Origin of the sequence: Comamonas sp. 17RB (assembly GCF_030056555.1) — a bacterium.
GTDB lineage: Bacteria > Pseudomonadota > Gammaproteobacteria > Burkholderiales > Burkholderiaceae_C > Comamonas > Comamonas terrigena.
Genome location: NZ_JASHHY010000004.1, coordinates 233996 through 254099, shown reverse-complemented (window position 1 = coordinate 254099; position 20104 = coordinate 233996). Strand labels below are relative to the sequence as shown.

General features: G+C 65.1%; 19 protein-coding genes. 4 read left to right on the top strand and 15 right to left on the bottom strand.

What is annotated here, in order from left to right:
* Positions 1-8 precede the first annotated feature (8 nt).
* On the top strand, positions 9-1256 hold the full coding sequence (locus tag QM470_RS09485; protein WP_283339069.1) for a GGDEF domain-containing protein: 1248 nt from the start codon (positions 9-11) through the stop codon (positions 1254-1256).
* 83 nt (positions 1257-1339) lie between these two features.
* Here QM470_RS09485 and QM470_RS09480 read toward each other — a convergent pair whose 3' ends face one another.
* The 5 genes from QM470_RS09480 to QM470_RS09460 all read right to left on the bottom strand — a co-directional run bounded on the left by QM470_RS09480 (position 1340) and on the right by QM470_RS09460 (position 6339).
* Positions 1340-2365 (bottom strand): GGDEF domain-containing protein, encoded by a 1026-nt coding sequence (locus tag QM470_RS09480; RefSeq protein WP_283339068.1) that lies wholly within the window; start codon positions 2363-2365, stop codon positions 1340-1342.
* A 32-nt stretch (positions 2366-2397) separates the two neighbouring features.
* Positions 2398-3150 (bottom strand): tRNA (guanosine(46)-N7)-methyltransferase TrmB, encoded by a 753-nt coding sequence (gene trmB, locus QM470_RS09475; RefSeq protein WP_218332486.1) that lies wholly within the window; start codon positions 3148-3150, stop codon positions 2398-2400.
* Positions 3107-4144 (bottom strand): tRNA glutamyl-Q(34) synthetase GluQRS, encoded by a 1038-nt coding sequence (gene gluQRS / locus QM470_RS09470; RefSeq protein ID WP_283339067.1) that lies wholly within the window; start codon positions 4142-4144, stop codon positions 3107-3109. The genes trmB and gluQRS overlap by 44 nt, the downstream gene beginning before the upstream one ends.
* Before the next feature lie 62 nt (positions 4145-4206).
* A complete protein-coding gene (locus QM470_RS09465) occupies positions 4207-5310 on the bottom strand; it encodes an NAD(P)/FAD-dependent oxidoreductase (protein WP_218332484.1) in 1104 nt (367 codons plus the stop codon).
* A 60-nt stretch (positions 5311-5370) separates the two neighbouring features.
* Positions 5371-6339 carry a LysR family transcriptional regulator gene (locus QM470_RS09460; RefSeq protein WP_283339066.1) on the bottom strand — a complete coding sequence of 323 codons (969 nt, stop codon included), beginning with the start codon at positions 6337-6339 and terminating at the stop codon, positions 5371-5373.
* A 133-nt stretch (positions 6340-6472) separates the two neighbouring features.
* Here QM470_RS09460 and QM470_RS09455 point away from each other — a divergent pair, with 133 nt between their 5' ends.
* A complete protein-coding gene (locus tag QM470_RS09455; protein WP_283339065.1) occupies positions 6473-7174 on the top strand; it encodes a pirin family protein in 702 nt (233 codons plus the stop codon).
* 27 nt (positions 7175-7201) lie between these two features.
* Positions 7202-7615 carry a DoxX family protein gene (locus tag QM470_RS09450; protein WP_283339180.1) on the top strand — a complete coding sequence of 138 codons (414 nt, stop codon included), beginning with the start codon at positions 7202-7204 and terminating at the stop codon, positions 7613-7615.
* Between the two features lie 318 nt (positions 7616-7933).
* On the opposite strand, the gene QM470_RS09445 is transcribed toward QM470_RS09450, so the two are convergent.
* The 3 genes from QM470_RS09445 to QM470_RS09435 are packed head-to-tail and all read right to left on the bottom strand — an operon-like array spanning position 7934 to position 11316.
* Complete coding sequence (locus QM470_RS09445; protein WP_115594675.1) at positions 7934-8785, bottom strand: MinD/ParA family protein; 852 nt, start codon at positions 8783-8785, stop codon at positions 7934-7936.
* A gap of 10 nt (positions 8786-8795) precedes the next feature.
* A complete protein-coding gene (locus QM470_RS09440) occupies positions 8796-9554 on the bottom strand; it encodes a GGDEF domain-containing protein (protein ID WP_272970689.1) in 759 nt (252 codons plus the stop codon).
* 55 nt (positions 9555-9609) lie between these two features.
* A complete protein-coding gene (locus QM470_RS09435) occupies positions 9610-11316 on the bottom strand; it encodes a SulP family inorganic anion transporter (RefSeq protein WP_218332482.1) in 1707 nt (568 codons plus the stop codon).
* A 222-nt stretch (positions 11317-11538) separates the two neighbouring features.
* Here QM470_RS09435 and QM470_RS09430 point away from each other — a divergent pair, with 222 nt between their 5' ends.
* Complete coding sequence (locus QM470_RS09430) at positions 11539-11997, top strand: BON domain-containing protein (RefSeq protein WP_283339064.1); 459 nt, start codon at positions 11539-11541, stop codon at positions 11995-11997.
* Positions 11998-12135: 138 nt separating this feature from the next.
* Here the strand turns inward: QM470_RS09430 and lapB are convergent, their stop codons facing one another.
* The 7 genes from lapB to pheA form a co-directional block, all read right to left on the bottom strand.
* Entirely contained in the window at positions 12136-13308 is a 1173-nt protein-coding gene (gene lapB / locus QM470_RS09425; RefSeq protein WP_066534534.1) for a lipopolysaccharide assembly protein LapB, read from the bottom strand.
* A complete protein-coding gene (locus QM470_RS09420; protein ID WP_283339063.1) occupies positions 13298-13609 on the bottom strand; it encodes a LapA family protein in 312 nt (103 codons plus the stop codon). Before QM470_RS09420 ends, lapB begins: the two co-directional genes overlap by 11 nt.
* Positions 13610-13688: 79 nt before the next feature.
* Complete coding sequence (locus QM470_RS09415; RefSeq protein WP_283339062.1) at positions 13689-14018, bottom strand: integration host factor subunit beta; 330 nt, start codon at positions 14016-14018, stop codon at positions 13689-13691.
* Between the two features lie 99 nt (positions 14019-14117).
* Positions 14118-15839: a 30S ribosomal protein S1 gene (rpsA, locus tag QM470_RS09410; RefSeq protein WP_283339061.1), complete on the bottom strand. Its 1722-nt coding sequence runs from the start codon at positions 15837-15839 to the stop codon at positions 14118-14120.
* A gap of 121 nt (positions 15840-15960) precedes the next feature.
* The gene (locus QM470_RS09405; protein ID WP_283339060.1) at positions 15961-18003 is read right to left on the bottom strand and encodes a bifunctional 3-phosphoshikimate 1-carboxyvinyltransferase/cytidylate kinase; all 2043 of its coding nucleotides are present in this window, start codon (positions 18001-18003) and stop codon (positions 15961-15963) included.
* Between the two features lie 25 nt (positions 18004-18028).
* Positions 18029-18916 carry a prephenate dehydrogenase gene (locus QM470_RS09400; RefSeq protein WP_283339059.1) on the bottom strand — a complete coding sequence of 296 codons (888 nt, stop codon included), beginning with the start codon at positions 18914-18916 and terminating at the stop codon, positions 18029-18031.
* Between the two features lie 12 nt (positions 18917-18928).
* Positions 18929-20032, bottom strand: a complete 1104-nt coding sequence (pheA, locus tag QM470_RS09395; protein ID WP_283339058.1) for a prephenate dehydratase — start codon at positions 20030-20032, stop codon at positions 18929-18931.
* Between the last annotated feature and the right edge of the window lie 72 nt (positions 20033-20104).

The window sequence follows — 20104 nt, the reverse complement described above, 5'->3', positions numbered from 1 at the left end:
GCCTCTTCATGTCGTCTGCAGACACCACGCGCTTCCGTTCCATTTCCACGCTGCTGATCCAGCGCATTGTCTGGCTGTCGCTGGGCTGCATGTTGGCGCTGGGCGGGTTGCATGCCTGGATCGAGTTCCGGCATGAACAGGCCAGCTTCGAGCGTTCCATGCGCCTGCTGGCGGACAACAGCATGCGCAATCTGTCGATGGCGCTGTGGGACATCGATCCCAGGGCCGTGCGCGAACAGGTCGACTGGATGGGCGCACTGCCGGAAGTGGCCCAGGTGCAGGTGCAGGCGCTGGCCACGGGCGAGACGTTCAGCAGCGGCCGGAATGTGCGGGACGTGCCGGCCACCGTGACGGTGCAGATCATGCCGCCGGACGGACAGGCGATTGCACTGGGGGTGCTGGAGATCTGGGCCGACCCGCAGTACTTTCTGTTCACCATGGCGCAGTCCACGCTGCGCGTGACCTTTGGCTATGCGCTGTTCACGCTGCTGATCTGCGTGATGGTGGCCTGGGTGCTGGGGCGCGAGCTGCGCCAACCGCTGTCCCAGATTGCGCGCTTTGCCGCCGGGCTCAAGCCCAACGCGCTGAGCAAGCCGCTGCAGCTGCAGCGCCCGCAGCGCGCGCAGTCCGATGAGATTGACCTGGTGGTCCAGGGCTTTTTGCAACTGCAGGGGGACGTGCGCAGCCACATCGACAATCTGGACGGGTTGGTGGCCGACCGCACCCAAAAGCTGGAAGTGCTGGTGGATGAGGTCAAGCGCCTGTCGCTGACCGATGCCTTGACGGGCTGTTTCAACCGCCGCGCACTGGATGAGCGCCTGCCGTCCGAGCTGGAGCGCAGCCTGCGCTATGGCCGGCCGCTGTCGCTGGTGTTTGTGGACATCGACCATTTCAAGGCCATCAACGACCAGCATGGCCACGGCGTGGGGGACATCGTGCTGCGAGAAGTGGCGTTGCGCCTGCAGACGCATCTGCGCAGCCAGGTGGACTGGGTGGCGCGCTACGGAGGCGAGGAGTTTCTGCTGGTGATGCCGGAAACCACGGCCCGCGAGGCGCTGGAATCGGCGCAGCGGCTGGCCGATTTCGTGCGTACCGGCCCGGTGCTGGCGCAGGGCGTGGCGCTGCAGGTGACGGCCAGCTTCGGCATTGCCCAGTTGCGCGGACGTGAGACGCTGTGCAGCCTGCTGGAGCGGGCCGACAGCATGCTCTACCAGGCCAAGGCCGATGGCCGCAACTGCATCCGCATGGCGTTGTAAGTTGTTGCACGGCACATGGTGCTGCCGGAAAAGCAGCAGATTGAAAGCAGGGGATTGGCGGTCCAGGAGGCTGCGGGGCGAGCCTAGAAAAGCTCGACGTCGTCGTGGGCCACCTGGTGGCCCAGGGCACCTTCGGCCACCAGGCTCTCGTAGTGGCAGACCTGGTTGCGGCCGTGCTGCTTGGCGTAGTACAGGGCCTGGTCGGACTGTCCCAGGATTTCCACCGGCGAGCACAGGCGCGTGCTGGTAAAGCCCAGGCTGACGGTGATCTGGCCCAGCTGCGGGAAAGCGTGGGATTCCACGGTCTTGCGAAAACGCTCGAACACCTGGTGCGCTTCCTTCAGCGAGGCGGCGCGCAGCAGGATCACGAACTCCTCACCGCCAAAGCGGAAGATGCGGTCCTGGGTACGGAACGAGGCGCGCAGCAGATTGGCCACCAGAATCAGCACCTCATCGCCAAACAGGTGGCCGAAGCGGTCGTTGACCTGCTTGAAGTGGTCGATGTCCACCACCGCCAGCCACTGCTGGGGGACTTCGTCGCTCAGGCTGTGCGGCGCCGCGGCGACGCTGGCATTGGCTTCCAGGCTGGCAAAGCGGATGAACTGCTCGTCAAAGGTCTTGCGGTTGAGCAGGCCGGTCAGGGCATCGCGTTCGCTGTAGTCCAGCAGGCTCTGGTAGTTCTGGTAGACGCGGAAGATGCCTTGCAGCACCTCGATGCGCTGGGTGCTGAAAGGGCGGGACTGGGTGATCTCGAGGCAGGTGCGCGCCTTGTTGTGCATCCACACCGGCAGCCACAGCACATGGTGGTGGGGACCGTCGCTGTGGCGGGCACTGCTGCGGGCCTGCTGGATGCACTCGGCCAGTGGCGGCAGCGTGTGCAGGGGTTGGCCACGCTGGTCGCTGGAGGCTTCGCAGTCGGAAGACAGGATCTCGCCGTCCTGCAGCCAGGTGCGGGGGCGGATCAGGGTGCCTTCTGCCTGCTCGGCCAGCTCCAGCGCGCGCACATTGGTCACATGGGGCAGCTGCTGCATGGTGGAGAGTACCGACACTTCCAACCGCACATGATCGCGGTGGCCGGTCATCTCAACCAGGTTCTGAAGAATTTGCATGCTGCCTTGTCGGACTCAATGAACTGGGGGTGCTATACGCGGCGGAAAACGACGTCCCACACGCCATGGCCCAGACGCAGGCCGCGGTTTTCGAACTTGGTCAGCGGGCGGTAGTCGGGTTGCGGCGCATAGCCTTCGGCAGTGTTGCGCAGCAAAGGTTCGGCGTCCAGCACTTCCAGCATCTGTTCCGCATAAGGCTGCCAGTCTGTGGCGCAATGGATATAGCCACCGACTTTCAGACGAGCGGTCAACTTGGCCACAAAAGCGCTCTGGATCAGACGCCGCTTGTTGTGTTTCTTCTTGTGCCAGGGGTCCGGGAAGAAGATGTGGATGCCGTCCAGGCAGCCTTCGGGCAGCATCTGCTCCAGCACTTCCACCGCATCGTGCTGGAGGATGCGGATGTTGGTGATGTCGTGCTCGCCAATGCGCTTGAGCAAGGCGCCCACGCCGGGCTCGTGCACTTCGCAGCACAGGAAATTATCATCCGGGCGGACACGGGCGATGTGTGCCGTGGCTTCGCCCATGCCAAAGCCGATTTCCAGAATCAGTGGCGCGGTGCGGCCAAAGGCGGCCTGCGCGTCCAGCGGGGCGTTCTGGTAGTTCAGCAGATAGCGGGGGCCCAGGTCTTCAAACGCCTTGGCCTGGCCGGTGGTCACACGGCCGGTGCGGCGGACGAAGCTGCGGATGGTCTTGGGGTGGAGCACACCGGCAGGCGCCTGGCCTTGCGGGGTGGGGGCTGCATCAGGGGCAGCGGGGGTATGAGGAGTATCGGTCACGGGCCGCATTGTAAAAGCCCTGCCAATTCAGGACCCATGTGTGCAAGGCGTCCGGGATTGTCGCGGGGCTCTCCACGGGCGACAAGCCCAGTACAGAGGCGGCTTGATATAGCGCAAACAATGGGTCGCTGAGATCCAGCGGTGTGGCGCCATGCTGCTTGGAGAGTTTTTCTCCATCGGGCATCAGCACCAGCGGCGTGTGCAGATAGGCCGGTGTCGGTACGCCCAGGGCATGCTGCAGCAGCATCTGGCGGGGGGTGTTGTCGGTCAGGTCTTCGCCGCGCACCACATGGGTGATGCCCTGCAGTGCATCGTCCACCACCACGGCCAGCTGGTAGGCATACAGGCCGTCGGCGCGCTGCAGGATGAAGTCGCCCACGGCCTCGACGGGGCGCTGGGTTTGGGGTCCTAGGCGCCGGTCCTGCCAGTGCAGGCAGCCATCTTCTAGTGCAAAGCCGGCCGGTGTCGCCCCGGCCGCCTGTCTGGGAGGCCAGTTCCGCACATATTCATCGAGCCGGAAGCGCCAGCTGCGTGCCGGTTTGCCATGCAGGCCGTGGCGGCAGGTGCCGGGATAGGGGCGCTCCACATGGCGCACATGGACCATGCCCTGGGCCGCCCAGGCAGCTTCCAGGTCACGGCGTCCGCAGCCGCAGGGGTAGGCCAGGTCGCTGTGTCGCAGCTGCTCCAGCGCTGCCGCATAGTGCGCCTGGCGCTGCGATTGCCAGACCGGGGGGGCGTCGGGATGCAGTCCGCACCGGGCCAGCTGCTGCAGGATGTGCTGGTCGGCGCCGGGTTGGCAGCGCGGAGGGTCGATGTCTTCGATGCGCACCAGCCAGGTGCCGCCATGGGCGCGGGCATCCAGCCAGCTGGCCAGGGCGGCAACCAGCGAGCCCGCGTGCAGCGGGCCGGTGGGGGAGGGGGCAAAACGGCCGCAGTAGGGAGCGGCCGTGGTGGGCAAGGAGGCCGCAGCAGCGGCCGAAGGTGGGCAGGCAGAGTCAGGCATGTGCGGGCACAGGCCTGGCAGGCGGCACCATCACAGGGGGCCGGCCCGCAGGCCGCAGGAGATCAGGCTGGATTGTCCACCTGATCGGCAATGGCCAGCGCCAGATCCAGGCCGGAGAGGAATGCGTCTTCGACCCGCATGCCCACGCACCAGTCGCCGCAGACACCGAACTGCTCGTGCGAGTCCCAGGCAAACGACTGGCCCAGCGGGGTGCTGGTGCGGGCGTGGGGCCACAGACGCACATCCATGTGGCTGGGCTGCACGCGGATGCCCGTCACTTCGGTGAAAGCCTTGTGCAGCTTGGCCAGCACACGGGCCGGGCTGTCATTCTGGTGCTTGAGCGACCATTCGGCACTGGCGTGCACCGTCCAGCGTTCCTTGAGCGAGCGGCCGGGCTTGGACGATTCGCGCGCCAGCCAGGCAATGCGGTGGTGGGTGCTGCTGGCCACGTTCCAGTCCGGGCCCAGTGTGGTCACGCCGGGCTGCATGGCCTGGGGGAAGGACAGCATCATGGTCCAGCAGGGTTCCATTTCCACTTCCGACAGCGGCAGGGTCAGCGGGCTTTGCACACCACTGCCGCGCAGCAGCAGGGTGGCAGCCGGGGCGGGGATGGCCAGCACCACGGCGTCAAAGCCGGCATAGACATTGGGGGCGTCATCCGGGCTGGAGACGCGCAGCTGCCATTGGTCCGGGTGCAGGCGGTCGCGTTCCAGGGCCTGGACCTGGGTGCGGGTGTGCAGCATGCCATGGCGCTCCAGCGGGGCGGCCCAGGTGCGCACCAGATCGCCCATGCCGGGGCAGGCCACCCAGTGGTGTTCCTTGCCATTGGGGCGGGCGACTTTCTTGCCGGTTTCGTCCAGCACCACGATGGTGGTGGCGCTCCAGGGGCGGCACAGGCCCGGTACGGTCACGTCCAGTGCCTGGGCAAAGCGCGGGTCGCGCACGGTGAAGAACTGCACGCCGGCATCGAAGCTGCCGTTGGCGGTGTCGACATGGCCCATGCGGCCGCCGGCCTGGGCCTCCTGTTCGAAGACCGACACGCGAAAGCCGGCCTGCACCAGGGTGCGGGCGCAGGCGGTGCCGGCCATGCCGGCGCCGATGATGGCGATGTGATAGGGGCGGGAGGGAGCGGGCAGAGGGGTGTCGTAGGCTGCGTTGCGCGGCATGGAGAGTCTCCGTTATGGGTATGGGGTGCGCGGCGCTGGGCGTGCACTCCGGTTCACACTCTACACTGCATCCGACCCGCCGCCGGGCAGGTGGGGGTGCCGTGAATGGGCCAGCAGGGCGTTGCGGGTGGTGGGGCTTTCCAGCTGTTCCAGCCACCACTGCAGGGCCCGGCCGGGGCGGGTGTGCGCCGAAGGTGTCCACGCATAGCGCAGCCGCATATTACGCGTGGGGCGGGCGACGTCCTTGACGCGGAGCAAGCCGGCTGCAACATAGGGAGCGACCATGCTGTCGGGCAGAAAGCCGCAGCCCAGGCCGCGGATCTGCGCCTCGATCTTGGCGGGCATGCTGCCCACCGTGAGGGTGTCCTGCCCGCCGAGCAGGCCCACGCTGGCGGCGTCGCGCACGCCGGAGTCCGCCACCACGATCAGCCGGTGGGCCAGCAGGGTTTCATCGTCGATGGGTTCGGCGGCAGCGGCCAGCGGATGGTGGGGCGCCACGGCAAAGCGGAAGATCATGTCGCCCAGATCACGGGTCTGCAGGCTGGCGGTGTCACTGGACTGCACGCTCACGCCGATGGCCAGGTCGGCGCGGCCGGAGGTGAGGGTCTCCAGCGTGCCCGACAGAATGCCTTCCACCAGCTTCAGGCGCGTCGGAGGGTGCAGGGCGTAGAAGGCTTCGACCAGGTCCAGCAGGGTGGCACGGTCGATCACGCCGTCGACCACGATGGTCAGCTGCGGCTCCCATCCGGTGGCCACGCGCTTGACGCGGTGGGCCACGGCGTCCATGTCCTGCAGCAGGCGGTCGGCTTCCTGCAGCAGGGCCTGGCCGGCCTCGGTGGGTTGGGCCTGGCGCGAGCGGCGGTCGAACAGCAGCACATCCAGTGCTTCTTCCATTTGGCGCACGCGGTAGGTCAGGGCGCTGGGGACCAGTCCCAGGGTGCGCGCGGCGGCGGCAAAGCTGCCGGTGTCGGCAATCACCTGCAGCATGGACAGGCTGTCGGGGGTGAGCACGTCGCGGGGTTGGGGCATGGCATTGCAGGATGCAAAAGATTTGAATGATGCCATCAAACCCATGTTGCCCCCTGCAACAGCCCCCGCCCTACAGTACATCCATGGGTTGCACAACAGCGCGCAGCCCGCCATTCACACAAGGAGCACCGCGATGATCCGTATCCACAAATCCGCCGACCGGGGCCACGCCGACCATGGCTGGCTGGTGTCCCAGCACAGCTTTTCCTTCGCCAGCTACTACGATCCGGCCCACATGGGCTGGGGCAATCTCCGTGTTATCAATGAAGACCGCATCGCTCCCGGCACCGGCTTTGGCTCCCATGGTCACCGGGATATGGAGATCGTCAGCTATGTGATGTCGGGCCAGCTCTCGCACAAGGACAGCATGGGCAACGAGCAGGTGATTGCGCCGGGCGAGGTCCAGCGCATGACTGCCGGCAGTGGGGTGGTGCACAGCGAGCACAACCACGCCGCCGGTCAGACCACGCATTTCCTGCAGATCTGGCTGCTGCCGCTGCGCCAGGGCATGGAGCCCGGCTACGAGCAAAAGCGCTTCACCAATGCAGAGAAAACCAATATCCTGCGCCTGGTGGCATCGCCGGATGGCGCGGAGAACTCGGTGCAGCTCAACGCCGATGCCCGCATCTACGCCACGCTGATGGACGGTTCCTCCGCACTGCACCAGGCCCTGGATGCCCAGCGCAAGGCCTATGTGTTTGTCGTTTCGGGCGCGGTGTCCATCAATGGACAAAAGCTGACAAGTGGGGATGCTGCGCTTATCGAGAATGAATCCAGTCTGACGCTGGACCAGGCCAGCCAGGCCGAGGTCTTGGTGTTTGATTTGGCCGCCTGATTGGTACAACTAGGAGCACGCAACATGATGTGGAATTCTTCTCAGAACGTCTTTGCGCTGGTCGGGCGCATCCTGATGGCTTTTCTGTTCATCCCTGCCGGGTTCGGCAAGATCAGCGGTTTTGCCGGGGCTGTGGGCTATGCCGGGGCCATGGGCATGCCGATGCCCACGGTGGCAGTCGGCATCGGTCTGCTGATCGAGCTGCTGGGGGGCATCGCCCTGCTGCTGGGCTGGGGCACACGCTGGGCGGCCCTGGTGCTGGCGTTCTTTACGCTGGTGGCCAGCTTTTTCTTCCATGCCTACTGGGGGCTGCCGGCTGACCAGGCGGGCATGCAACAACTGCTGTTCAACAAGAACGTGGCAGTGGTGGGTGGGCTGCTGGCCTTCGCCGCCTTCGGTGCGGGCGCCTTCAGTGTGGATGGCCGTCGCCGTACCCTGTAAGCTGTGCTGCGTAATGCCGCCGCGCGGCGGTGTTGCCCACTTTCCAAAGGCGCCCACTGGGCGCCTTTTTTGTTGTGTGGGCGGCAGCACCCCAGGCGTGCTGATGGGTGCTGATGGGCAATGGACTGGTGGCCGGGGCGCATGGTCTGCCGCAGAGCCGCCATGCAGAGCCGGCCTGCACGCGATTCCGGGCGGTGGTGCTGGCGCCGCCGCGTGCCACACTGCCCAATGGTTGTGGCGTGCTTTCAAGCCTGCTGCAATAAAAAAACGGTGCAGATAACTGCACCGTTGTTCTTGAGCGCTGGGGCTGGAGGCCGCTCAGGCGTACTCCACCGGGGTCAGCATGGTCTTGATTTTGTTGGCCAGCTGGGCCACGGCCAGGGCTGCCGGGCAGCCAGGCATGCTGTGCAGCAGCAACTGGCGGCGCATTACCGATTCACGCACGGCCTTGTCGGCGGGAATGTCGCCCATGTGGATCAGGCGCATGGGGTTGCCGGATTCCGTGCTGACAAAGCGGTTGAGCACCTGTTGCAGCTGGCCAGTGATGGCGCGGCCGTCACCGGGGCGTGCGGCCTGGTTGATCACCAGGCGCATGTTATGGCGCTTTTGCTGGGTGGTCAGCACCTTGATGGCGGCGTAGGCATCGGTCAACGAGGTGGGTTCGGGCGTGGCCACGATCAGCACTTCGGAGGCCAGCGACACGGAGAACAGCACCACGTCGGAAATGCCGGCGCCGGTGTCGAGCAGCACCACGTCGTAGCGGGGCGCCAGTGTGTCGATCACATGCATCAGCTGGTTGCGGATTTCCGGGGTCAGGCGGGAATATTCCACCATGCCGGAGCCGGCCAGCAGCACCGAGAAGCCACCGGGCGCGGTGATCACTGCTTCGTCCAGCGTGGCCTTGCCGGTGAACACATCGTGCAGCGTGACCTTGGGGTAGAGGTTCAGCACCACGTCCAGATTGGCCAGACCAAGGTCGGCATCCAGCACCAGCACGCGCAGGCCGTGGCGGGTGAGGGCTGCCGCCAGGTTGGCGGAGACAAAGGTTTTCCCGACGCCACCCTTGCCACTGGTGATGGCAATGATGTGCGCACGCGAACCACGCGAAGAAGGTACATGCGTGGACTGGGCAGTGGCTAACGGGGAAGGGGGGGACAGCACGTCGCTCATCTTATTGCTTTCAGTTGACGCTGCCGGCAGGCTCATCCACGGCGTTCCACGCCGCGGCATCTTCGGATACATCCGCCCAGGTGGACGGCATGTGGGTCAAAGGCCCAAATAGTAAGCTTTTTTCTTCTGCAGAAACGGTACTGTCCGGTTGTTCTTCGATATGCACGCAGTTGCGACCGCCACTTTTGGAGCGGTAGAGCTGTTGGTCCGCACGTTCCAGCCACAGTTTGCGGGTGCTGCGGATCCATTGGAGCGCGAAGGCGCCGCCGACGCTCACAGTGACCTGCAGCTCCTGGGTGGGGGAAATGGGCACGCGCACGGCTTCGACCGCACGGCGGATGCGTTCGGCCACCGATTTGCCGAACGCGGCATGGCAGGCCGGCAGGACGATGGCGAATTCCTCGCCACCAAAGCGCACCAGGGTGTCCATGGGGCGCACGCTGTCGGCCAGCACGCGGCTCACGGCCTGCAGCACCTGGTCGCCAGCCACGTGGCCATGGGCGTCGTTGATGTGTTTGAAGTGGTCGATGTCCAGCATCAGCAGCAGTGCTGCTTCGCCCGAACGGGCCACACGGTCCAGTTCACAGTCGATGACCGTGAAAAGCTGGCGGCGGTTGGACAGACCGGTGAGTGGATCTTTGAGCGACAGCTCGCACAGACCGTCAATGAGGGCCTGCAGATAGCGAGCAGGCTCAGCGTCTGCAGGCAGCTGGCCGGCACCTACCAGTGCGCGGGCAGCTTCCAGTTGCAGATCCTGCAGGGACACCATGGGGAAAGCCTTAGATCCAGTCACGAAAATTGTTCGAAAGTGTGACGGGAGTGTATCAGCCTCGCGCATACCCTGGCGGCACCGACGTTTTTGGCGTCGGAGTTGAAGGGGCCAGGGACGAGAGAGCTTGGGCATCGGTTCGGTACAGCACCAGGTCATCGCCGGGCACCAGTGCTCCGGCACGTACCAGTATCTGTTCCACGGGGAGTTTCATTCCCCCGATATGCAGGGCAATTCCCTGCTTTTGCAAGGACCGCCGCAGTCGCACGAACATTTCGACGCCTGTCACGTCGATGCGGTTGATGGGCAAGGCGGCCAGATACAAGATGCGGATGTCCGGGCGCTGCGCCAGCTGGTCGGTGATGTGGCGCTCCAGCGACTGTGCGGAGGCGAAATCCAGCTCGGCATCCATGCGCAGGGCCAGCACCTCCGGGGCGATGGCGGGCAATTGCCACAGGTGGCGGTCGCGCAGGCTGCCGTCGGGATGGGGCGCCACTTCGATGATGCGGGGGTGCAGGCGCTGGTACAGAAAATAGCCCAGGCTCAGCACAATGCCGGCAAACACCCCCCAGTACATCTGCGGTGCGGTCAGCAGCGTCAGCAGCAGGGTGGCCAGGGCAATGCAGCCTTCCACCCTGGAGATCTGGAACAGGTAGAGGATGGCCCGGGGCTTGATCAGGTTGACCACGGCCGTAATGACGATGGCCGCCAGCGCGGCCTGCGGCACATGGTAGAGCGCGGGAATGAACCACAGCACCACCACCACTACCAGCAGGATGGCAAAGAGGTTGGAGTACCCGGTCTTGGCGCCAGCCAGCAGATTGACGGCCGAGCGCGAGAACGATGCGCTGGTGGCAAAGCTGCCGAACAGGCCGGCGCTGATCTTGGACAGGCCCTGGGCGATCAGGTCCTGGTTCTCGTTCCAGCGGGTGCCTGCCTGCTGGTGCTCGACCTGGGCGCTGGACGCGGTTTCCAGGAAGCTGACCAGCGAGATCACCAGCACCGGCAGGATCAGCGCGCTGAATTCCTCCCAACTGAGCATGCCGGGCCATGTGAGCTGCGGCAGGCCGCTGGGCAGATGGCCCACCACATCGCCACCGGCATCGGCATACCCCGTGGCCCAGCTGACGATGCCGGTGAGGGCGATGATGACAATCGCCGACGGAAAGGCCGCGCGCCAGCGCTTGGCCAGCACCAGCAGCGCAATGCTGCCCACGCCATAGGCAATGGCGTGTCCGTCAAAGTGCTGGAGCGAGGGCGTGTTCCAGACGGCACTCCAGGTGCTGCGCAGGCCCAGCACCGCTGGCAGCTGGGAAGCCAGGATCAGCAGGGCAGCCGCCTGGGTGAAGCCGGTCAGCACCGGGGCGGTGACCAGGTTGAGCAGCCAGCCGGCACGCACCAGCCCCAGTGCGGCCTGCACCAGACCGGCCAGGATGGCCATCCAGGCTGCCAGCAGCACCCAGTGGGCGGATCCGGGCTCGGCCAGCCCTGTCAGCGAAGCACCGATCAACAGCGCACTCAGGGCGGTGGGGCCGACGCCCAGCCGGGGAGAGCCGCTGAACAGCACCGCGACCAAAGCCGGGACAATGGAGGCATAGATGCCGGTGATCAGCGGCATGCCTGCCAGCGCAGCGTAGGCCACGCCCTGGGGAAGCAGCATCAGCCCGACCGTCAGGCCGGCCCAGAACTCCCCTTGCAGCAACGCGGCGGTGGGCCGGGGCCAGGCCAGAAAAGGGAAGTAGCGGGCGAGAGAGGTCAGCATGGCCCGATTGTGCGTGGTTTCACAGCAAAGCGCTGATGCGCGCTCGACAGGAGCGCAGTTGCTGCTATGGAATTGGATAGCACCATCCATCGGTTTTGTAGGTGTTTGTCCTACTCGCTGCTGAGAGTGCGCCTCACTCCATGCCATGTGGTAACCACGTAGAGTAGGCTGGCATGGCCTTGCGCCATTCCGATGAACTGTCAGAACGAAGGAGCAGACACCGTGAATAAATCGACCCAACGCATTGTGCAGATCATTGCCGTTTCGGCCCTGGCCTTTGGCCTGGCGGCCTGCAACAAGGCTGCTGACGAGGGACAGACCGCAGGCCAGAAGCTCGACAGCGCCATCGCCAACACCGAAAAGGCGGCAGACAACGCGGCGGCCAATGCCTCCGCTGCCGCCACCAATGCCGCCGATGCGGCCAAGGACGCCGCCAAGGAAGCTGGCAATGCCATGGTCTCGGCAGCCGACTCGGCTTCGATCACGGCCGCAGTGAATGCGGGCCTGATCAAGGACTCCGAGCTGAGCGCCATCAAGATCAATGTGGACACCAAGGACGGTGTGGTCACGCTGACGGGCGAAGCGCCCAGCCAGGCGGCCAAGGATCGCGCCGGTGACATCGCCAAGGCGGTGCAGGGGGTGAGTTCGGTGGCCAACAACCTGACCGTGAAGGCGGGTTGAGCCGGCTCTGGCTTGCCCCTGCTATACCGGCATGCCGGTGCAGCCACAAAAAAAGCTGCGATGCGTCGCAGCTTTTTTTTCATTGGCCAAACCCAGTTCAGCCCAGCCGCCATGGCCGGGCGGCTGGCAAGGGCGTGGTTACAACTCTTCGACGCGGCGTGCGGGGTAGCTGTCCCAGCTCTGGCAGCCGGGGCAATGCCAGAAATGGGTGCGGGCTTCAAAGCCGCAGGCGGCACAGCGATAGCGCAGCAGCGGTTTGCTGGCATGGTCCAGCGCTTTTTGCACGGCGGGGTGGAACTGTTCCTGTTCCAGCTTTTCGCCTGCCAGCCACTTGGTGGCCGCGACCAGCGAGGGTTCGCGGGACAGATGTTGCACATACCAGCTGCGGGCGTCGGCCTGGGCTTCGCTGTCTTGGGGCGATGCGGGGGCTGCCCCCAGCGCGACCAAGGCGTCCAGCAGGTCCAGCGACGGTGTCTGCTGGTAGTGCTGGCGCAGCAGGGCTGCGGCATCGGTGGTGTGGTTGCTGGCAGCCGCCACTTCCAGCAGCAGCGGCGCGGCCAGTGGCAGGCCCTGCGGTGTTTCGCGCGACAGCGTGACCAGGGACTGGAAGGCGTCCTCGGAGCGTTGCAGGCGGTGCAGCACCTTGGCCAGTTCGATGCGTGGGCGGATGGACTGGGGGGCGATGGCCACGGCTTCATGGAGCAGGTCCATGGCGGGCTCCAGCTGGGCGTGGGCGGCTTTTTCGCTGGCTTGCTCGCACAGGTAATGGGCCAGGCGGGCGCTGAAGTCGCCCTGGTTGGCAGTCTGCATGCGGCGGGCAATGTCCGCAGCCAGCGGCCAGTCGCGTGAGCGTTCATAGATGGCCAGCAGTGCCAGGCGGGATTCGGTCTCGTAGGGCGTGCCTTCCAGGCGGCGCAGGGCTTCTTCGGCACGGTCCAGCAGGCCGGCTTTCAGAAAGTCCTGGGCCAGACCGTGCTGGGCACGTTCGCGGTCGGAGGCGCTCAGGTCTGCCCGTGACAGCAGGTGCTCGTGCACGCGCACGGCGCGGTTGTATTCGCCACGGCGACGGAACAGATTGCCCAGTGCAAAGTGCAGCTCGGTGGTGTCGGGGTCGTTCTGCACGGCCTCGATGAAGGCATCGATGGCTTTGTCCTGCTGCTCGTTGAGCAGGAAGTTCAGGCCTTTGAAATAGGCCTTGGGTGCCTGGCGGTTTTCCGCGCGGATCTGGCGCAGGTCCAGGCGCGAAGCCAGCCAGCCCAGGATGAAGGCCAGCGGCAGGCCCAGCAGGATCCAGCTGAGGTCAAATTCCATGGATGCTCGAGGAAATGGTGTCGGAAGAGGTCACAGGTGCCGACGTCTCGGCATTGGCGGGTGCCGGGGCTGGTTTCTGGGCGTGGGCCGCAGCCTTGCGGTGCTTCCACCAGCGCGGCACCATGCCGAGCACCCCGGCAATCAGGCCCAGGCCGAAGGCAGACAGTACCACCAGGACCAGAGGGGCCCGCCATTGCGTGCCAAAGAAGAAATGCACCGTGACTTCTTGCTGGTTGTTCAGCGCGAAGGCGAAGAGGGTGAAAAAAATGGCTGCCTTGAGCAGCCACAACAGGTATTTCATGCGCGCCCTTGTAGTGACGCTCTGATTCTAGAACCTTCGCTGTGCTTTTTGAGCCAGCACAGCATGCGGATGCAAGGGCTCAGGCCTTGCGTTGCAGGAGGGTGGTGGTGTCGCTGGTGGCCGTGGGCACGGGGTGGTCCACATCTTCGCGCAGCGCCTTGCCGGGCTTGAAATGGGGAACGCGCTTGGCGGGAATCTGCACGGCTTCGCCGCTGCGGGGATTGCGGCCCAGGCGGGGGGGGCGGCGGGTGACAGAGAAGCTGCCAAAACCGCGGATCTCAATGCGCTGGCCACGCACCAGGGCGTCGCTCACGGCGTCCAGGATGGTTTTCACGGCCAGTTCGGCATCGCGCTGGGTCAGCTGATCGAAGCGGGCGGCCAGTTCCTCGACGAGGTCAGATCGGGTCATCGCACAAAAGTGAGGCTAGGGTGAAAAGCGCAGCGGGCGCCGAGAGAGCGCCCGCTGCTTGCGAATCCTCAGTGTTAGCTCAGGGCTAACACTGTGGGATTACTTGTCGGCGTCCAGCTTGGCGCGCAGCAGAGCGCCCAGGCTGGTGGTGCCGGCATTTTCCTTGGAGGATTGGGCCGACAGGGAAGCCATGGCTTCTTGCTGTTCAGCTTGGTCCTTTTGCTTGATGGACAGCTGGATGTTGCGGGTCTTGCGATCCACGTTCACCACCACGGCGGTCACTTCGTCGCCTTCCTTCAGCACGGAACGGGCATCTTCCACGCGATCGCGGGAGAGTTCGGACACGCGCAGGTAGCCGATGATGTCTTCGCCCAGATCGATTTCAGCGCCACGTTGGTCCACGGTCTTGACCTTGCCGGTCACGATCTGGCCCTTGTCGTTCACGGTCACGAAGGTCGTGAAAGGATCGCTGTCCAGTTGCTTGATGCCCAGGGAGATGCGCTCGCGCTCCACGTCCACGGCCAGCACGATGGCTTCGACTTCCTGGCCCTTCTTGTAGTTACGAACAGCGGCTTCGCCGGTTTCGTTCCAGGACAGGTCGGACAGGTGCACCAGGCCGTCGATACCGGCAGCCAGACCCACGAACACGCCGAAGTCGGTGATGGACTTGATGGGGCCCTTCACGCGGTCGCCGCGCTTGGTGTTCTGAGCGAATTCTTGCCAGGGGTTGGCCTTGCATTGCTTCATGCCCAGGGAGATGCGACGCTTGTCTTCGTCGATTTCCAGAACCATGACTTCCACTTCGTCACCCAGGGTGACCAGCTTGGAAGGAGCAATGTTCTTGTTGGTCCAGTCCATTTCGGACACGTGCACCAGACCTTCGATACCGGGTTCCAGTTCCACGAACGCGCCGTAGTCGGCAATGTTCGTGACCTTGCCGAACAGACGGGTGGCCGAAGGATAACGGCGCGACACGCCCATCCAAGGATCGTCGCCCATTTGCTTCAGGCCCAGGGACACGCGGTTCTTTTCGGTGTCGAACTTCAGGATCTTGGCAGTGATTTCCTGGCCGGCAGTCACCACTTCCGAAGGGTGACGCACGCGGCGCCATGCCATGTCGGTGATGTGCAGCAGACCGTCGATGCCGCCCAGGTCAACGAACGCACCGTATTCGGTGATGTTCTTGACCACGCCTTGCACGATGGCGCCTTCCTTCAGGGTTTCCATCAGCTTGGCGCGTTCTTCGCCCATGGAGGCTTCGACCACAGCGCGGCGCGACAGCACCACGTTGTTGCGCTTGCGATCCAGCTTGATGACCTTGAATTCCAGGGTCTTGTTTTCGTAGGGGGTCAGGTCCTTGATGGGACGGGTGTCGATCAGCGAACCGGGCAGGAAAGCGCGGATGCCGTTGACCAGAACGGTCAGGCCGCCCTTGACCTTGCCGGAAGTGGTGCCGGTCACGAATTCGCCGGATTCCAGCGCCTTTTCCAGCGACAGCCAGGAAGCCAGACGCTTGGCGGTGTCGCGCGACAGGATGGTGTCGCCGTAGCCGTTTTCGATGGAGCCGATGGCCACGGACACGAAGTCACCCACTTGGACTTCGACTTCGCCCTGGTCGCTCTTGAACTCGTCCAGAGGCACGTAGGCTTCCGACTTCAGGCCAGCGTTCACCACCACGAAGTTGTGCTCAACGCGCACGACTTCAGCGGTAATGACTTCGCCAGGACGCATTTCGGTGCGTGTCAACGACTCTTCAAAAAGGGCTGCAAAAGATTCAGACATGTAGTTCCTTGACTGCGAACAGGTTTCCGACGGCACCATTGCCGGCGTTTTTATGGCTGTAAGCAGAGGCTTGCAGGTGTCACCCTGCGGGTTAAAAGGTTGCAAACCGCAGCACCAGTGCGCATGAAAAAGGCGCGAATGTGGTGTGCGGACCCAGTGCTCAACCTTGTGCGGCGGGCGCAAAAGGCTGGCGCGCTGTCCACCAGTCCATCACCTGTTGTACGGCTTCTTCGGCCGTGCCGGTGGAGTTGTCCAGTTGCAGCGCGTCTTCTGCGGGCTTGAGGGGGGCGGCTGCACGATCCATGTCGCGCGCATCCCGGGCTTCAAGGTCCGCAAAAAGCGCCTGCATATTAGCAGGAAGTCCCTTGGAAATCAACTGCTTATACCTACGCTCGGCGCGGCATTGCACGCTGGCCGTGAGGTAGACCTTCAGCGGCGCCTGGGGGAAGATCACCGTGCCCATGTCGCGGCCGTCGGCCACCAGGCCGGGCAGGGCGCGAAAAGCGTGCTGCACACCCAGCAGGGCGTTGCGCACGGCTGGGAAGGCCGAGACTTTGGAGGCGTTCATGCCGGCTTCCTCGGAGCGGATGGCCAGCGAGACGTCTTCGCCATTGACCAGCACGCGCTGGTCGGGGGTGAATTCCAGCCGCTGCGTGGCAATCAGCGCCGCAATGCGTTCGGCGTTGGCGGCCTCCAGCGCCATGCCGGCGCGGGTGGCCACCAGGCCGGTGATGCGGTAGAGCGCGCCGGAATCCAGCAGGTGGTAGCCCAGGCGTTCGGCCACCTGGGCCGCCACCGTGCCTTTGCCGGAGCCGGAGGGGCCATCGATGCAGATCACCGGAATCTGCTGTGCCGGGGTGTCGCACACGGCAAACAGCGATTCAAAGAAGTCCGGGAAGGTCTTGCCCACGCACTGCGGGTCTTCGATGCGCACCGGCAGGCCGGCCGGATTGAAGGCAGCCAGCGCGAAGCACATCGCCACGCGGTGGTCGTCATAGGTGTGGATGCTGGCGGCTTTCCACCCGGCCGCACTGGCGGGCGGGGTGATGCGGATGTAGTCCGCGCCTTCTTCCACCGTGGCGCCCAGCTTGCGCAGTTCGCAGGCCATGGCGGCGATGCGGTCGGTTTCCTTGACGCGCCAGCTGGCGATGTTGCGCAGCGTGGTCGTGCCCTGGGCGTACAGCGCCATGATGCCCAGCGTCATGGCGGCGTCGGGAATGTGGTTGCAGTCCAGATCGATGGCCTTCAGCGGCCAGGCGCCACGGCCGACCTGCAGCCAGTTGGGGCCGCTTTCCACCTGTGCACCCATGGCCTGGGCGGCTTCCACAAAACGGATATCACCCTGGATGGAGTCCTTGCCCACGCCCAGAATCCGCACGCCTGGCTGGCCGGGCGTGGCGGCTGCGAGGGCGCCGAGGGCGATGAAGTAGCTGGCGGACGAGGCGTCGGCTTCCACATGGATGGCGCCCGGCGACTGGTAGCGGCTGCCGGAGGGAATCACAAAGCGCTGCCAGCTTTCGTTGCGCACCTGGATGCCAAAACGCGCCAGCAGCTCCAGCGTGATGTGGATGTAGGGCTTGGAGATCAGTTCTCCCACCACCTCGATGGTGATGGGCTTGTCCGCTGCCAGCAGGGGCAGGGCCATCAGCAGCGCGGTCAGGAACTGACTGGAGACATCGCCGCGCACCTGGATGGGAGCGTCACTCCAGGCGCTGAAGTCCGGCTGGCCGATTTTCAGCGGCGGGAAGCCTGCGTCCTTGAGGTAGTCGATCTGGCATCCCAGCTGGCGCAGCGCATCGACCAGGTCGCCGATCGGGCGCTCGTACATGCGGGGCACGCCCGTCATTTCAAAGTTGCCACCCAGCAGGGCCAGGGCCGCAGTCAGCGGGCGCATGGCGGTGCCGGCATTGCCCAGGAACAGCGTGGCCGCCGTGCCGGCGGGCAACTGGCCGCCAATGCCGGTCACGGCAATCGGCTGGCCGGGGGTGACGGCGTCGGGCGTGATGGTGCAGCCCAACTGCTTGAGTCCGGCCAGCATCACGCGGGTGTCGTCGGAATCCAGCAGGTCGTGGATGGAGGTGGTGCCCTGGCTCAGCGCGGCCAGCAGCAGTACGCGGTTGGAGATGCTTTTGGAGCCGGGCAGGCTGACGGTGCCGCCGGCCGTGGCCAGCGCGGGAAGGTCCAGGAATGCGGTGCGGTACATGCAGGAGGAATTATCAAAAATACAGTCAGGCCGGCGTGCGGTCCGCCGGGGGCTGGCCCATGGTCCAGTGCAGGCGGGCATCGCTGGCGCGGGTCAGCAGGGCTTGCAGCGCCTGGTCGTCATCGGCCAGCATGGCCTGTTCCAACTGCTGCAGTGCCTGCTGGAAGTGGCGGGACTGGGCCAGTACTTCTTTTTTGTTGGCCAGCAGCACATCGCGCCACAGACGGGGCTCGCCGCCAGCGATGCGGGTGAAGTCCCGAAAGCCGGGGCCGGCCAGCGACAGAAAATGAGCCGCTTCCGGCTGGGCCAGCACGCCGTTCATCATGGCAAAGGCCAGCAGATGGGGCAGGTGGCTGACGGCGGCGAATGCGGTGTCGTGTGTTTCCGGGGCCATGCGGGTCACGCGGCAACCCAGAGCCTTCCACAGTGCTTCGGCATGCTGCAACTGGGGCGCCAGGGTGTGTTCGGTGGGGGTCAGCACCACCAGGGCATTGCGGTACAGGTGGACGTCGGCGTGTTCGACGCCGGCCACTTCCTTGCCGGTAATGGGGTGGGCCGGCACAAAGCTGCCGAAGCTGTTGCCCAGTGCGCTGCGCGCTGCGTGCACCACATCGGTCTTGGTGGAGCCCACGTCCATCACCAGCGTGCGGGGGGTGACCTGCTGCTGGATGGATTGGAGCGTGGCTTCGGTGGCTGCCACCGGCATGGCCAGCAGCACCAGGTCGGCGCCGGAGGCGGCCAGTGCGGCGGTGGGGGCGATGTCATCGATCACGCCCATCTGGCGGGCGCGTTCGGTGGTGGAGGGGGACTTGCTGTAGCCGACCACGCGCTTCACCAGGCCGGCTTCTTTCAGTGCCAGCGCAAACGAGCCGCCCATCAGGCCGCAGCCGATCAATCCCAGTTGTTCAAACATGCGGGAGCGTCCTCAGGCTGCAGCCACGGGGTAGGTGCCCAGCACCTTGTAGAAGGCGCTCAGGCTCTGCAGCTCGGCCAAGGCCTTGGCCATGTTGGGCTGGGCCGGGTGGCCTTCCAGGTCGATGTAGAAGTAGTACTCCCACTGGCCGGTGCGGGCCGGGCGCGATTCGAAACGCGTCATGGAGACGCCGTGCGTCTTCAGGGGGACGAGCAGATCGTGTACGGCGCCGGGGCGGTTGGGCACGGAAATCACCAGGCTGGTGCAGTCCTTGCCTGTGGGGGCCGGGGTGGCAAGGGTGTGCGGCAGGCAGATGACGGCAAAGCGCGTGCGGTTGTAGGCGTCGTCCTGGATGGCGTGGCTGACGATGTGCAGGCCAAACTGCTGTGCGGCGCGTTCGCTGCTGATGCCGGCCCAGCCGGGGTTCAGCGCCGCCAGGCGGGCGCCTTCGGCGTTGCTGTCGACCGGGCGGCGCTCGGCATGGGGCAGGTGCTTGGACAGCCAGGCGTGGCACTGTGCCAGGGCCTGGGGGTGGGCCGCCACCACATCGATGCCATCGAGCGTGTTGCTGGAGCGCAGCAGGTTGTGGCGGATCAGCATGCTCACTTCGCCTACGATGTGGCAAGGCGAGTTGCGGAACATGTCCAGGGTGCGGTTGACCACGCCCTCGGTCGAGTTTTCCACCCCCACCACCCCGTACTGGGCGCTGCCGGCGGCGGTGGCATGGAACACTTCTTCAAAGGTGTTGCAGTACAGGAAGTCGGCGGCGCCGCCAAAGTACTGCACCGCGGCTTCTTCGCAGAAGGTGCCTTCGGGGCCGAGCACGGCCACACGCTGGGGCGATTCCAGCGCCAGGCAGGCGGACATGATTTCGCGCCAGATGGCGGCCACATGCGCGCCCTTGAGCGGGCCGGGGTTGTGGGTCTTGATCTTTTCGATGACCTGGGCCACGCGGTCGGGGCGGAAGAAGGTGGAGCCTTCCAGCTTCTTCAGGTCGCCCACTTGCTCGGCCACGCGCGCGCGCTGGTTGACCAGCTCCAGCAATTGCTTGTCCAGGCTGTCGATTTCGTTGCGCAGCTTCAGCAGCTCGGGGCTGGCTTGGGGTTCTGTGCTCATGGCATCCTCAAAATGCAAAAGCTGCCTGTACGCATGCAGGGAACAAACGTTTGCCGCAGAGCGTTGCGGCAA